Source organism: Ruegeria sp. H8, from assembly GCF_056532905.1.
On sequence record NZ_JBQFNY010000001.1, the window covers coordinates 186,696 to 201,256 of the forward strand.

Annotated in this window: 13 protein-coding genes; 11 read left to right on the plus strand and 2 right to left on the minus strand. The window is 53.3% G+C overall.

From position 1 onward, the window contains the following. Positions 1-140: 140 nt before the first annotated feature. The 7 genes from dcm to ACR0A2_RS00850 are packed head-to-tail and all read left to right on the plus strand — an operon-like array spanning position 141 to position 8,669. A complete protein-coding gene (dcm, locus tag ACR0A2_RS00820) occupies positions 141-1,217 on the plus strand; it encodes a DNA (cytosine-5-)-methyltransferase (RefSeq protein ID WP_480833766.1) in 1,077 nt (358 codons plus the stop codon). Between the two features lie 13 nt (positions 1,218-1,230). After that, positions 1,231-1,674, plus strand: a complete 444-nt coding sequence (locus ACR0A2_RS00825; RefSeq protein ID WP_480833767.1) for a very short patch repair endonuclease — start codon at positions 1,231-1,233, stop codon at positions 1,672-1,674. Between the two features lie 34 nt (positions 1,675-1,708). Next, positions 1,709-3,334 carry an ATP-binding protein gene (locus tag ACR0A2_RS00830; protein ID WP_480833768.1) on the plus strand — a complete coding sequence of 542 codons (1,626 nt, stop codon included), beginning with the start codon at positions 1,709-1,711 and terminating at the stop codon, positions 3,332-3,334. Between the two features lie 9 nt (positions 3,335-3,343). Further along, a complete protein-coding gene (locus ACR0A2_RS00835) occupies positions 3,344-4,162 on the plus strand; it encodes an HNH endonuclease (RefSeq protein ID WP_480833769.1) in 819 nt (272 codons plus the stop codon). Continuing rightward, positions 4,152-5,975 (plus strand): DEAD/DEAH box helicase, encoded by a 1,824-nt coding sequence (locus tag ACR0A2_RS00840; RefSeq protein WP_480833771.1) that lies wholly within the window; start codon positions 4,152-4,154, stop codon positions 5,973-5,975. Before ACR0A2_RS00835 ends, ACR0A2_RS00840 begins: the two co-directional genes overlap by 11 nt. 19 nt (positions 5,976-5,994) lie before the next feature. Continuing rightward, positions 5,995-6,429: an EcoRII N-terminal effector-binding domain-containing protein gene (locus tag ACR0A2_RS00845; RefSeq protein ID WP_480833772.1), complete on the plus strand. Its 435-nt coding sequence runs from the start codon at positions 5,995-5,997 to the stop codon at positions 6,427-6,429. After that, a complete protein-coding gene (locus ACR0A2_RS00850) occupies positions 6,411-8,669 on the plus strand; it encodes a helix-hairpin-helix domain-containing protein (RefSeq protein WP_480833773.1) in 2,259 nt (752 codons plus the stop codon). The genes ACR0A2_RS00845 and ACR0A2_RS00850 overlap by 19 nt, the downstream gene beginning before the upstream one ends. Before the next feature lie 309 nt (positions 8,670-8,978). Here the strand turns inward: ACR0A2_RS00850 and ACR0A2_RS00855 are convergent, their stop codons facing one another. Then, positions 8,979-9,251 carry a pyocin activator PrtN family protein gene (locus ACR0A2_RS00855; RefSeq protein WP_480833774.1) on the minus strand — a complete coding sequence of 91 codons (273 nt, stop codon included), beginning with the start codon at positions 9,249-9,251 and terminating at the stop codon, positions 8,979-8,981. A 114-nt stretch (positions 9,252-9,365) separates the two neighbouring features. After that, positions 9,366-10,637: a tyrosine-type recombinase/integrase gene (locus ACR0A2_RS00860; RefSeq protein WP_480833775.1), complete on the minus strand. Its 1,272-nt coding sequence runs from the start codon at positions 10,635-10,637 to the stop codon at positions 9,366-9,368. Positions 10,638-10,913: 276 nt separating this feature from the next. Here ACR0A2_RS00860 and dusA point away from each other — a divergent pair, with 276 nt between their 5' ends. The 4 genes from dusA to ACR0A2_RS00880 are packed head-to-tail and all read left to right on the plus strand — an operon-like array spanning position 10,914 to position 14,293. Next, a complete protein-coding gene (gene dusA, locus ACR0A2_RS00865) occupies positions 10,914-11,909 on the plus strand; it encodes a tRNA dihydrouridine(20/20a) synthase DusA (RefSeq protein ID WP_480833777.1) in 996 nt (331 codons plus the stop codon). A 15-nt stretch (positions 11,910-11,924) separates the two neighbouring features. After that, a complete protein-coding gene (locus tag ACR0A2_RS00870; RefSeq protein ID WP_171115257.1) occupies positions 11,925-12,749 on the plus strand; it encodes a sulfite exporter TauE/SafE family protein in 825 nt (274 codons plus the stop codon). Between the two features lie 23 nt (positions 12,750-12,772). Then, positions 12,773-13,528 carry a hypothetical protein gene (locus ACR0A2_RS00875; protein WP_480833778.1) on the plus strand — a complete coding sequence of 252 codons (756 nt, stop codon included), beginning with the start codon at positions 12,773-12,775 and terminating at the stop codon, positions 13,526-13,528. A gap of 36 nt (positions 13,529-13,564) precedes the next feature. Then, a complete protein-coding gene (locus ACR0A2_RS00880; RefSeq protein ID WP_171631323.1) occupies positions 13,565-14,293 on the plus strand; it encodes a SpoIIAA family protein in 729 nt (242 codons plus the stop codon). Positions 14,294-14,561: the final 268 nt, after the last annotated feature.

The following is a 14,561-nucleotide window of genomic DNA, read 5'->3' on the forward strand; positions in this document are numbered from 1 at the left end:
TGTCGTTATCGCTCCGCGCATTGTTGTTGTGTGGCCAAACTACATGCCTCATACATATGGTGAGAACCCCAGCGCTGCGTACTTCATTTAGTCGCGGTGCCAACGGGGCACACTTTCAGATGGACGTTGCGGTAGCTTGAATGAAAAGAACAGCTGAACCCTTTAGGTTTATTGATTTATTTGCCGGAATCGGAGGTCTTAGGATTGGCTTTGAAGCCATCGGCGGAGTGTGTGTGTTTACCTCCGAGTGGAACAAATACTCGCAAGAAACGTACAGAGCAAATTTCCCAGACGACGACCACAACATCGAGGGAGACATTACTGTTATCAACGAAGAGGACGTACCGGCACATGATTTGTTGCTTGCAGGCTTCCCTTGCCAGCCATTTTCTATCGCCGGGGTTTCAAAGAAAAACGCGCTCGGGAGAGCACACGGTTTTGCCGACGAAACCCAAGGTACGCTTTTCTTCGACGTTGTACGGATACTGAGGCACCACAAACCGAAGGCGTTTTTGCTCGAGAATGTGAAAAACCTTCTCAGCCATGACAAAGGGAACACAATGCGTGTTATTCTACATGCACTGGATGAGCTCGACTACGAAGTCGACTATCGTGTCATTGATGCTCAAAATTGGGTCCCTCAGCACCGGCAACGCATTTTCATATCCGGTTTTCGTCGAGACTTTCCGACCAATTTTACGATGGAAGATGTGGAGATCCCGGAAGGGCGAAAACCCATTTTGAAGGATATCCTTCACCCGGAAGATGGATCTGAAATCGCAGAACCTCCGTTTACAGTTGGCTCTCGCGCTGAAGTGGCGAAAAAATACACTCTGACCCCCAAACTCTGGGAATATCTTCAGAAATACGCTGCAAAGCACAAAGCTGCCGGCAATGGGTTTGGCTTCGGGCTGAGAGGGCCTGGCGATGTGGCCAGAACTCTGTCTGCAAGATACTACAAAGACGGTTCTGAAATTTTGATCAACCAAGGTGGCGGTATTCCGAGGCGTTTGACACCAAGGGAATGCTCACGTTTGATGGGGTTTGACCGGCCTGGTACCAACCGGCCTTGGAACATTCCTGTTTCAGACACTCAAGCGTACCGACAGTTTGGTAATGCAGTTGCTGCACCTGTTGCCATTGCAATTGCAAACGCCATGGAGCCTTGGCTCACAAATGCGGTAGCAATCAGGCCAAGAAAGGGAAAGCGTGCCTAAGGAAAGGCACCCGATGACCCGATCCGAAATGATGTCGCGGATCGGTCCTAAGCACACGCAGCCAGAACTTGTCGTGAGGCGCGCGCTTCATGCATATGGTTACCGTTTTCGACTTCACAGCAAAGAACTTCCAGGGAAACCGGATCTTGTACTTCGTAAATACCGGTCCGCCATCTTTGTCCATGGTTGTTTTTGGCACGCTCATGAAGGGTGTAAATTTTTCACGTTGCCCAAGACACGGCGAGATTTCTGGGAGGCAAAGCTTTCAGCAAATAGAACACGCGATCGGGTAGTAGTTGGAAAACTAATTGATAGTGGTTGGCGCGTCTTGGTTATTTGGGAATGCGCAACTCGTGAAGTGCCGATTGAAAAACTTGTCGCACACATCACCGAATGGTTGCGGTCCGGAAGGAATTTTGCAGAAATAGCTGCGGATATGCGGCAGGCAAATCATTAAACAACAAGCTAAAATCGACACGAAGGCAGTTCGAATGAGCAATGAATTGATAAATGAACCAGACGCCCCACGATTGATCAATGGGCTGCGCGATACAGGTTACGACTTTCGGACCGCTTCCGCTGATATCATTGACAATTCGGTGGCAGCAGGTGCGCAGGAAATCAATGTTCGCATCGACTTGATGCAAGACGGAAGAAAGCTTGTTTACTTCGGCGACGACGGCTCCGGTATGGACGCCGAAGGTGTGTTCAAGGCCATGCGTTATGGGGCGCCGGAGCGCGCAAACCCTGAAAGCTTGGGGAAATTCGGCCTTGGACTGAAGACAGCATCAAGCTCAGTTTGTCGCCAGTTCACTCTGATTTCAAGAAACGGTTCTGGGAAGGAACTGAACAAGCTTTCTTGGGATCTTGATCATGTAGAGAGTTCGGGCCTTTGGGAAATGACCAGGGAGCCCGTCACAGTCGACGAGGAAGAGGCTTTTGAAGACTTGTGCGGAGAGGGGAGTGGGACTCTCGTCGTCTGGTCAAAATGCGACAGGATCCTTTCAAAAAACTACGATGAGCCGGGCGGAGCAAAGGAAAAAAACGCAATCAATCGCCTCTCAGCGGGATTGCAGAAGCATGTGGCTGAGATCTATCACCGTTTTCTTGACACGACCGACAGCAGGGAGCGGAATATTACGATTTCGGTAGACGGGATCAATGTCGGCCCTTGGGATCCCTTTTTTCGGGAACGCTCAGAACAAGTTCTTGCCGTACAGCAACAGGCGATGGAGGTGCAAGTTGAGGATGGTAGCACACATAACGCTTCCGTGGCAGCTTGGATTTTGCCTCACAGTGACGATCTGAACGACGACGAAAAGGCGCAAGCTCGTATCACCAACAGGGGGCAGGGTTTCTACATTTACCGGGAAGGTCGACTGATCAGCAGTGGTGGATGGCTCAGCGTTTTCGGCGGCCTCGATCCGCACATGTCGCTGCTTCGTGTCGAATTTGACTTTGGGCATGAACTGGATGAGGCATTTCATATCGACGTGAAAAAATCCCGTGTTCTTTTTGACCCTGCCCTTTCCGAATATCTCGAGAAGCTTCTTGGACCGGCTCGGAGGGAAGCAAATCTCCGTTACCGGAAGAAAGCTAAGAAATCGGCAGCGAAAGCGAAAGTAGACCACACATCAGCGAACCGGACGGTGGAGGGTACGAAAAACACGCGGCAGGCCACTGTTGAGGGAACGGACCCCAGTACGCAAAGCGCAGTAGTCTCCAACAATCGCGGTGCGAAGATCAAAATCCGCCAAAAAATCGAGAACAACGTCGATCCCGGTAGCCTCTATGTTGAGGCCGTCGATACCATCACCTCCGGAGACCTTTGGGAACCCAGCTATAGAAGTGCGGGAGATGAAGGGCATGTCGGTGCCGTACTGTTGAACAAGCACCATGACTACTACCAGAAAATTTACCTTCGAGCGGCGAACAGTGGCTATTCTGTCCAAGGGATGGATCTATTGCTGTGGGCCTTTACTGCAGCTGAGCAGAACAACACAAACGAAGAACTGGATCCAATTTTTTCGGACATACGAGAAGAAGTTTCCTCAAACCTCAGAAAGCTGTTGCGGGATGTGACCACGCCGACAGGCGATGATCTTGGAGATGAATAAGGCTTCTGAATGCTGAAAGATCACACAGACCTGATCGCATCTGAGTTGAGCGATGGTACGGGTGCGTCTGTTGCCTTGAGCATTGTGGCCTCTGGCATTCGGTCGGGTTTGGATATTTGGTTTGAGGATTTGGACAAGCGTCAGGGGCCTATTGTCGAACTACGTCCGCATGGATTGAAAGCGCATCGGATACTTCTTCGGTTTGGAAATTTCGCAAGGCAGGTTTTGAAGCAAATCTCCGAAGCTCCGGAGGAAGATGTGCTGTTGGCACGTTCCTTGCTGTCGAGCATCAAGGATGAAGCTGACGTGGAAATACCCGGTCAAAGGCTCGAAAGTTGGAAGGTTGAAGACGGCGGCTTCAGGGTGGCTGCCATACAACGGCACGAGACCACGGCAGAGAGTGGTGAAGCGATTGTTGCGACTTGCAGAGATGTGATTGTACCCATGATGGCAGCCATGGCGGAACTGATCGGCTACGATGAGGTGGTCCATGAAGACAACTTGGGGGAACTTGAGGGTGCCCTTTCTCTCGCGCTCGTCCAAAAAAGAGAGAGAAACCCGAGAAATAGACTCCTTTGCCTCAGATTGCACGGCTACGAGTGCGTCTGCTGCGGGTTCAAACCGCAGTTGAGATATGGACCTGCGGGCAAGATCCTCGAGGTGCACCACCTGCAACCAGTGTCTCATTTGTCCGAAGAAAAGCTCTACAATCCAAAGACCGATCTTGTTCCACTTTGCCCTAATTGCCACCGTGCAGCCCATACGAGACGGCCGATGCCATACTCAATAGAAGAACTAAGAGTAATGATGGATACACATGCCCACTGATGTGAATTCACTCCCCGAAAATTATGTCGACCTTCCGGGTTCTCTTCCGGAGGGAATTCGTTTGAGCGGTCGTGTCCTCGATCCAGTGATCATAATTGACAAGGAAAATGGGAAGCTCGTCGCAAAATTGGCTGGTCGCCGAACAGTAAAAGGTAAGGAAAAACTGATACTTGCCTTTGGAAATCAATTCGACTGGGTTCTTGATGACGAAACCATTCGCCCGTTGCCACATGATGCTGCGGAGTTGCTGAGAGCTTCCATGGACGTGGATCATACCGGAAGTGTTGGATACGGACAGCTCCGCCAACACATCGCCTCCTCGGATGGTTCCTTGCGTATCCAACTAACCGAGGCGGCGAGGCAGTCGGGAACGGAATCCGCTTCCCGATATCCAGACGAGTTGAAAATACCTGGTCTTAACGCTGATCTGTACCCTTACCAAGCCAAAGGTGTAGCTTGGATGTGGGAAACCGTTTTGGCACATGGCGGATTGATCCTTGCAGACGAAATGGGTCTTGGAAAGACCCTGCAGATTATTGCGCTGCTCGTTAAGGATCCCCCACCGGAGCATTCACCGGCTTTGATAATTTGCCCAACCAGCCTCATTGCAAACTGGGTCCGTGAAATCGACAGGTTTGCACCCGCTCTGTCGACCTTGGTTCACCGTGGCGCGTACAGGACTGGTGTTTTCACGGGCCTGCAGAGTGCCAATGTGGTGATCACAACTTACGATACCGTGGTGAACGACATCTCGATCTTTTCCGCTTTTGAATGGTCATGGGTAATTTGTGATGAGGCTCAGGCCATAAAAAATCCAAACTCCGGGCGAAGGAACTGCGTCTCGTCAATTCCCCGTGCGCGGACTATTCCAATGACTGGGACACCTGTTGAAAACAGCCTTGTGGACCTTTGGTCGTTGGCCGATTTCGCCATTCCCGGGCTTCTCGGTACCTTGTCAGATTTTGAGGCCAATTTCCCTGATGGGATCGAGACGGCGGCAGACGTCGCGAAAATCGTCGAGCCAGTCATGCTGAAGCGTCGTGTCGCGGACGTAGCCGATGATCTTCCTGAGCGTATAGATATTGAGATGCCTCTGGAAATGGAGAATGCTCTCGTCGAGCATTACAACGCGGTTCGGGAAGCCACTCTGGAGAAATATCCGGTTGCCGGGGCTCTCGTCGCGACCCTACAACTTCAGTTGGTGTGTGCACACCCTTGGCTACGTGTATCCGATGTCGAAAACACTGATACAGAAAATGCGGATATCTTTGAAGTTGTTGATCTTCCCCTGAGCAACATCAAAATAGAGCAAACTGTCCGATTGATCCGAGAGGCTTTCGCGACTGGCCGGAAAGTCCTGGTCTTCGCTCTCTTCAACCGGCTTGGGGATTTGCTTCAGCGGGCGGCTCCTGACCTTTCTGATGCTTATTGGGGCGCGATCAATGGGGGAACACCGCAAGCAGACCGACAAGGCATCATTGATGAATTCTCTGCTCATGATGGCCCAGCCATTTTGGTGTTGAATCCGAAAGCTGCTGGCGCAGGGCTGAATATCACCGCAGCGACTGTCGTCATTCACATGACTCCGGTCTGGAATCCGGCTCTGGAGGCTCAAGCGAGCGCAAGGGCGCACCGAAGAGGGCAAACACTGCCCGTCACGATTTACCACCTTTACTACGAAGATACCGTCGAAAGAATTATGCTTGATCGATCCGCCTGGAAAAACAAAATGGGCAACGAGATAGCCCCCGTGTCCACAAGAGACGATGAAGACTTGAGGAATGCCCTGAAAATCAGGCCGCAATTGACATGACAAACAGGCCGCAATTGACATGACAAAAAAGACATACAGAAAAACTCTTAGCGCCAATGACGCCGGCGAGACGAAGAGCCACCAAGCGGGTATGCTCATTCCCAAGGCAGACCACGAGTTCAGGGCTTTCCTTGGAGAATTGGATCCAGCAACGAAAAACCCTCGGAGAACGATATCTTGCCTGGATGAACATGGTGAAGAGATCGAGTTGCAGTTCATTTACTACAACAACAAACTCCACGACAAAAAAGGCACCCGAAATGAGTTCAGGCTCACCTGCCTGACCGGATATTTGCGACAATCGGGTGCAAAATCCGGGGACGAACTGGAGCTTTCCAAGGACGACGGCCAGAAGTTCTTCAATTTACGGCTGATCGCCAATTCTCACTCTGACAAAGACACAAGTGTAGCATCCAATCGAATTGTGCTGAGAGGATGGAGAAGGATTCATTGAACTTTTTTCAGGGCGCGGATCAAGGTTTGCACATAGACGAACCTCGCAAGCAGGCCATTCCATCGAAAATGAGCCATCGACACCTTCATTTATCGCCCGGAACGAGCACTCTTCTTGAAACCCAAGGTTACGTTTTCCTCGACGACCTTGGGAACTCGCTATCCTCTGCCACTTTAAACGTAGAAGTAAAAGAAGAACTCCTCGCCAACATGCTTAGACTTGTGTCCTGCGTCCGGGGAGTCAGTGTTGATTGGATCGAATACTACGAGGGGTGTGAGGGTGGGTTACATGAGCTCTTCTTTGTTTGCCCTGAATTCAACGGTGTTGACTCGGAGAACCCACTGTTTGCTGTCAACAGAAAGTCGTTCGGCAACGCGGGAGCCGTGTTTGAAAGGGAGGGCTTGGCGAGTTTTGGTGAATTGCTTGATGCACTTCGTGTTGGGATCTCACCTCTCCCGGCAGGGCTGGGAGCCAAGAAACTGGCGGCATTCTGGACCCAGCTTCTTTCGTTGGCAAAGAAAGTTCGCTCGGACAAATGTTTCCTGTCTCATCTCGCCGCATTGCATCCTCTGGAGCCTGCTCTTTCAATTGGCGACACCTCCCGGGAAGAAAATGAAATCATTTCCGTTCTCAGTGAAGAAACGCGGGGACTGACCATAGGATGTCTTCACCTTGGACCAAAAACCAAGAAGCTCATCGAGAGAGGCCTCTATACCATAGGAGACCTTGCCCAAACCCCGCAGTCGGAACTTCTGGACATCCCCGGTATGGGAAAGGCGACCACCAAGCGGATTGATGGGGCCTTGACTGCAATTGCGGAATCCCAGAACCCAGACGGGTCGATCGACTGGGAAGCCTACTGCGAGGCTACGGACATCGGGCTGTTCCCTGAAGAGCCTCAAAAGGGCAGTTTTTCCCAGATACTTGCCTGCCTTCCTGAAATCCTGAAAAGTGCTTTTGAAAGCTGCGAAAGCGAAGAGGATCGTATCATTCTTGCAAGCCGGGTCATGGCCCCGCCCAAGGAAAGGTTGAGCCTCGAAGCGGTCAGCGATCTTTTCACCGAAAAGGTGACGAGGGAAAGGGTCAGGCAAAAGGAGGCGAAAATCCTAACACGTCTGGCTAACGCATTGATCCATGATGACTATGCAAACGCACCCTACCGCTTTCGCCCGGAATTCTCAGAACCATGGAAAGCTGCCGCTGAGTATTTCTCAGAATCGGATGACGACATTCCTTTCGTTGATTTTGTTAACGGTCTTGAAAAGGCGTGGTCCGTTCCGAGACGGGAATTTGCAGAAGCTCTGCCTCTTGTAACAGCGATAATTACCGGGGAGCTTGCAGCCGGGAAGGAATTTCAGTCGTCGGTTCTTTTCGACACCACCTCATTCAATAAGGGGGACTTCCCGATCGTTGAACTCCCCTTGAAGCTACTTCAAGTGCACAAGTCAGCAGCAGTTCTTCAAGAACAGGGCTTTGCGACCGTAGGTGATTTTCTCACAGCTATATTGAGCGGAGGCCTATCTGCTTCAGACACCTCCCACACCCGCCGAGTGTATGACAGCATCCGAATGTTGTCCAAGTGCACCTACCCTGATGGGCTGGTCGATTGGTGGAAGTATTCGGATTTGGCGGAAGTGGCCTTTCTTCCGGTATACGATGTCGATGATCCGCTGTGCTTCCTCGAAAGCATAATTCCGACAACTGTTTCCGTATTGAACTCTCGGAAGATTTCGGCACACGCTGCCGACGTCTTCACTCAGCGTTCTTCCGTAGCGCTGAAGGACAGGCCAACCACCGAGGCGCTTGCTTCAGACTTGGGTGGTTACGGTTCAACGATCAAACGTATCGAAACGGACCTGTTGAGATTTCTGAACGACGTTTACATCGGCAAGAACCTCGCAATTTCAACAGTGCACCTAAGTGCTGCCTTCCTCGAACATTGGGAACTTGTCGCTGAATGCTTCGAGAACGCTGACGGCGAAACGAACCTCGCCCTGGAATTGTTGGCCAAAGGATGGGCAATCGAAAAGGAAAAGGTATCTCCTTATTTGCCTGCAATCGTCGCGATCGTAACCGGCTACCCCATGGGCAGGCTTCATCGGTACACACGGCCCCAATTCACGAGGGATACAACGGTCGAAAATAGTCTTCAGAATCGCGTGAGTGAGCAAGAAAAAGAGGAAGCCGATGAGTTTGCAGTACAGCGAATTGTTCTTCGTGGCTTTCGCCGAAGTCACTGATAATCGTATCTCAGAAAGTAGGCCGTCTTTTGAACAAGCGGTATCGCTTACAGAAGGGGTGTTGGTGTCGTTTCTACCCGGAACAGACCTCAACAAAGCCATTGGACATGTCACCCTTCCTGGATGATTGAGGGAAAGCGAGTCTGATGCGTCAGCGGCGAGGTATTCCCCGGATCTGGCCTCCGTGATTGTAAAGGCAATTCTGTGGCAAGCAAAGGTTCTGGAACCGAGATGAGCTGAGCATCAGCGGAACTAAATAGGATAGTGGTACCAAACTGTGCGGGGCTATCCGTATTATTTCGTTCCGTTTCAAATGCAATCAGCTTCCGCCCAAATGGATGCAAATCTATCTTGTGCAGAGGAAAATTGAACGTCAATCAAGTGAGCCAGATCAGGGAGCATGACAAATTTCTGAGCCTTCTGGCTTTTGTCCTCAACACTGAAGTAAGGGATCCGGATGTCACCTTTATCAATCTTCTGTTTCAGGGTGTCTGGCTTGTATTTCAGATAATGGGCTGCGTCCTCAATCGGTATAATTGGGTTTCCGCCGAAATGAGCGAGCAGCATGTCGATGGTTTTCATCTTGGTCTCCAATGCTTGTGGAGAGGAGGTGCGTTTCGGGTTCAAGATGCGCAAAACGGTTTGATAGAGGCAAAAAAAGATGGCCGAAGCAATGCACTCCGGCCACCCCAAATGTTAATGGAGGGCTTTGCACATTTCTAAAGCGCGTTTCAGCCAGGGCCAATCGGCGAATTTGTCCCCAACATCCTCGACATGTTCGTATCGATAAAGACATCCGCCATTCTTGTGCCCGGAGATTTTGCTTACAAACGCTTCGCGTTTACCCATCTCGAATTGCCGACTGATCGCTTCATGTCGGAAATCATGGAAACGAAGATCAACGACACCGACCTTGTCACGATGGCGCCGGTAGGCCGTGCCAACTGACCGTGGATTGTATGGGAATATGAACTCGGATGTGCGCGGCATAGAGAGAATGATCTCGAGTGCTTCCTCGGGCAGGTCACAAAGGACGTCATTTGTTTTCTTTTTTCTTGGATGTTTCATCTCCCGAACCAGTATCTTCCTGTTAGAAATATTCAGGTCATCCCACCTCAGGCGGCAAATCTCGCTCAGTCGTCGAGCGGAATAGATCGCAAAAACCATGAGGATTGCGGTCGGGATCTTCTGGCGCGTGTTTTCCGAAATCGCAGTAAGGATTTTGTCGAGTTCCCAGAGTTCCGGTCGGCGACTCCGTTCTTCTGATCGAGCCAGAATTTCATCTTCCCACAGCGTCCGCATGGCAGCACCGACAACTTCGATCGGGATCAATGCGCCTCGGTCCTTTGCCCAATTGAGAGTTCTCGCCAAGTGGGTCATGTATCCCGCAACGGTTTGTGGTGTCCTCTCACCGGCTGACAAAAGGTCGGCATAGTCATAAAGCTCTTGCTGGGACAGCGTTGAGGCTTTGGTTTTCCCGAATTCGTCGTTCTTGATGTAGTTTAGGACCTGAAGCGCGGAACGCCCAAGAGTTTTTCCGCGTGTTAAGCGATCATTGATGATGTCGGAGATTGTCGTCTCTGAAACAATTTGAATAGGAAACCCACTCACCTCGATTTCCAGAAGTTTCTTGTTCCGCCATTTTTTCGCGTTAGCCAGATTCCGAAAAGTCTTTGTGAGGCTATGTTGTTTTCCATCCACGCGCCTGCGAATTTGAACCCTATAGGAGACGTGACCCTCTCCGCCTACAATCTTAGTGATGTTTGGCTCCTCGAATTTCTCATCGAGCTTTTTGGAACGCGAATTCTTAGAAGTCCTCTTCCCCGTCGCTACGCTTGGTTGAGGGGAACATTGTGGGACCATGGGGGGCTGGCTTTCGAGAGTGTTCCGAGTTGTTGCGGGTTGGCGGGCATTCTGAGCAGTAATGGCCGCGAGAAGGCGCTGTGTGCTGTCGTTTAGTTTGGTCATGGAATACATCCCATCTTGGTTTCGGTGATGGGGAAGTCGGTTCGAATACCCAAAAATTTTCGGGGTTTGATAGCCGATTTCCGGGGGGCAACGGAAAGAAAGGAAAGGGGGGGTGCCCGGCTCAGAAACCAGCAGCATTCGGGCCGCTGTTTGTGTTCTCCGGATGTGCTACACCGTAGCACGCTCGAATCGAAAATCCCCGGAAATCCCCGGAAACACCGCGAAATTGGATGAAATCGTGCTACACGATATTTAGATGCGAATGGAGTTAACGCTTTGAAAAACAACGCACAAAAAGCAGCGCGTTTAAGCGTGGCCCCCATGATGGACTGGACAGACCGCCACTGCCGCTATTTCCATCGGCTGCTCAGCGCGGAAACGTTGCTGTATACCGAGATGGTGACGGCGCCGGCGCTCGTGCGGGGCGGGGCGTTGCATCTGTTGGACTACTCTCCCCAGGAACACCCGGTTGCTTTGCAACTCGGCGGCTCTGACCCGGAAGAATTGGCGCAGGCCGCGAGACTGGGGGCTGAGGTCGGGTATGATGAGATCAATCTGAACTGCGGCTGCCCGTCGGATCGGGTGCAATCCGGCACTTTCGGCGCGGTCTTGATGAAAGACCCGGCCCGCGTTGCCGACTGCGTGACTGCCATGCGCGAAGCGGTGAATGTGGATGTCACCGTGAAATGCCGCATAGGAGTCGATGACCAGGAGCCCGAAGATGTATTGCCCGCGTTTCTTGAGCACATCAGCGCGGCAGGTTGCCAAAGGGTGACAATCCATGCCCGCAAGGCGTGGCTGCAAGGGCTGAGCCCCAAGGAAAACCGGGATATCCCGCCTTTGGACTTTGACCTTGTGCATCGGATGAAGGTTGAGTTTTCCGATCTTCACATATCGATCAATGGCGGCATCAACACGCTGGACGAGGCAGCCGCACATCTGGAAGCAGGTCTGGATGGGGTGATGATCGGCCGGGCCGCGTATCATCAGCCGGGCGACGTCCTGTCGGATGCTGACCGACGCATCTTTGGTACCGGAACGACGCGTGATCCGTTCGCGATCGTTCAACATATGGTGCCTTATGTGGAACGGCACCTTGCCAATGGCGGGCGTTTGCACCAGATCACGCGTCATATGTTGGGCCTTTTCGCAGGTCGTCCCGGAGCCCGCGCATGGCGGCGCGCCTTGTCGGAAGGGGCTGTGCGGGATGGGGCCGGACCCGAAGTGATGCTGCGGGCGCTGGATCATGTGGCGCCCATGGCAGAAGTTTAAGCGGCAGGGGGAACGATGCCCGAGACGATGTTGCTGGCCCAGATGCTGGGCCTTTTGCTTGCGATCGGAGCGCTGGCCGGCGTGCTTGCCGGATTGCTGGGGGTCGGCGGTGGAATCGTCTTGGTGCCTGCCTTTTTCTATGCGTTTCAAACTCTTGGCTATGGCGGCCCGCAGTTGATGCAACTGTGTCTGGCCACGTCGCTAGCCACGATCATCGTGACATCGGTCCGATCCGTTCTTGCGCACAATAAAAAGGGTGCGGTGGATTGGGATATCCTGCGCGGCTGGGGGCCGGGGATCGTCGTCGGTGCGATCATCGGAGTTCTGGTTGCATCGGCCCTGCGGACCGAAGCCTTGCAGGCGCTGTTCGGCATATTGGGAATGGTGATCGGGGCCTATCTGGGGCTGGGTCGTTCGGAATGGCGGCTGGGTGATGTCATGCCCGGTGGGACAAAGCGGGCCATCCTGTCCCCTGCGGTCGGGTTTCTTTCAGTTCTGATGGGAATCGGCGGCGGCAGTTTTGGTGTACCGCTGATGAGCCTCTACAACACGCCGATCCACCGTGCCGTCGCAACCGCCGCCGGGTTTGGTGTGATCATCGCCGTGCCCTCGGTCATCGGGTTTTTGTTTCTGGATATCGCACCGGAACACCGGCCTCCGCTGACCATTGGGGCGGTCAATCTGGTGGCCTTCGGAATCGTCGTGGCAATGACGATGATCACCGCGCCCTGGGGGGTGAAGCTTGCCCATGCGATGGATCCGAAACCTTTGAAGCGCGTTTTCGCTGTGTTCCTTACGCTGGTGGCGCTAAATATGCTGCGCAAAGCGGTGGGTTTGTGAAGGATTTTGGCGCCAGGGGCTGGGTGAAATTCCGGTATGATCCAGTGCTTGCGGCCTGGGTGGGACATGCGCTGCCTGCCGCACGGACCGCGGTAACGGACCCGGCCCATGCTGACTGGCTGGATTGTGACGGGACGTGGTTCATCGGTGTTGACGCGTTGCCCAATGACGCGCAGGGCAGGGTTGGCCAATCGGGGCCTTTGGCTGGAACCGCCATGTCATTCATTGCAGGGCGTTACGGGCAGTTGCCGCTTCACAAAGGCCAAGTCTCGGTCATGCATCCTGGGTATCCACGCCCACGTCGGGGGGAAAACGAAGCCGCCGCGCGGTATCGCAGAAATCGGGACGCGGCCCATGTGGACGGTTTGCGCCCGATGGGGCCGGATCGTCGCCGCCGGGTGGAAGAACCGCACGCCTGGATTTTGGGCATACCGCTGACCGAGGCCAGCCCGGATGCGTCGCCCATGGTGTTGTGGGAAGGCAGCCATCATATCCTGGGCGCGGCGTTCAGGCGCGCCCTTGCGGGGACGCCACCAGAGCGTCTGCATAAAGTCGATGTTACGGATATCTACCAATCCGCCCGTCGCGAGGTTTTCGAAACCTGCCCGCGAATCGAACTGCCGGCCAAGCCGGGCGAGGCTTACGTGCTGCACCGCCTCTGCCTGCACGGGGTTGCCCCCTGGGCGGAAACGGCAAGCGCAGGGCCGGATGGACGGATGATCGCCTATTTCCGCCCGGAATGTGCCGGGGGTGTGGCGGAATGGATCGAATCCACTTAACCTCCTGTCATTGTTTGGCTTTGGAGGTTTTGACCGATGATTACGGTCCATACGAATTCTGATGGTGCGTTGATAGAAGTGGAGTTGTCGGGGCAAGTCACCAGCGCCGACTATGCCGATGTCCTGGTTCCTGCAATCGAAGCAGCGCTGACCGAACACGATTCCGTTCGGCTTTTGGCCATCGTGCAGCCAGAGTTCAAGGGGTATGATTTGGGCGCGGCCTGGTCCGACACCAAGCTGGGGCTCAGCCACTGGCGGGGGTTTGACCGGATCGCGGTTGTTGCCGATCAGGGCTGGGTGCAAACCAGCATCCGATTGGCCGCCCCGATCCTGCCATGCCCCGTTCAGGTCTTTGAACTGGCCGAGCTTGAAGCCGCCCGGCGCTGGATGCGCGAGTCGCTGGGATCCATTCACGTGACCGATCTTGAGGGCCCATGTGTGCAGATCAGCCTTTTGGGAAAACTGGACCCAGAGGAGTACAAGCAGGCCGAGCGCGACCTGGACGCTTTGTTGCATGACCGCTCCGGGTTTCGGTTGCTGATCGACCTGCGGGAATTTGACGGCTGGCAGGGGTTGTCCGCTCTTGCAGCGCATTTTCGTCTGGCAAGTCGCCACATCGGACAACTGGATCGCGCGGCGATCGTCGGGGACAAAAGCTGGCAGCACATGGCACAACGTGTCGCCAGTCATGTATTGGGCACACGGACTCAGTTCTTTCCGTCCGAGGAAATCGAAAACGCCAAAACCTGGCTGGCTGCCGGGTAAGGCCCTGCTCTGCGCGCCAACCTGCATCTTGTGATCTTGCTGCCAACAGGCGGCTTGCGTGCTTTGTTCTCTGGGCAGAACAAAGCACCTTTGAGCGCGAATTGACCAAATCTGATTGGCTTATTTCGCGGAACGACACGCACCACATGTCTTGAAACCGGTCTTGATGCCGTACCGGTCCAGAATTGTGACGTAAGGGAACTGGTGGGTTTTTCCGTGGAATTTCTTACCTTAAGGTCAACACGGACCAAAAACCCTGTGTTTTCCC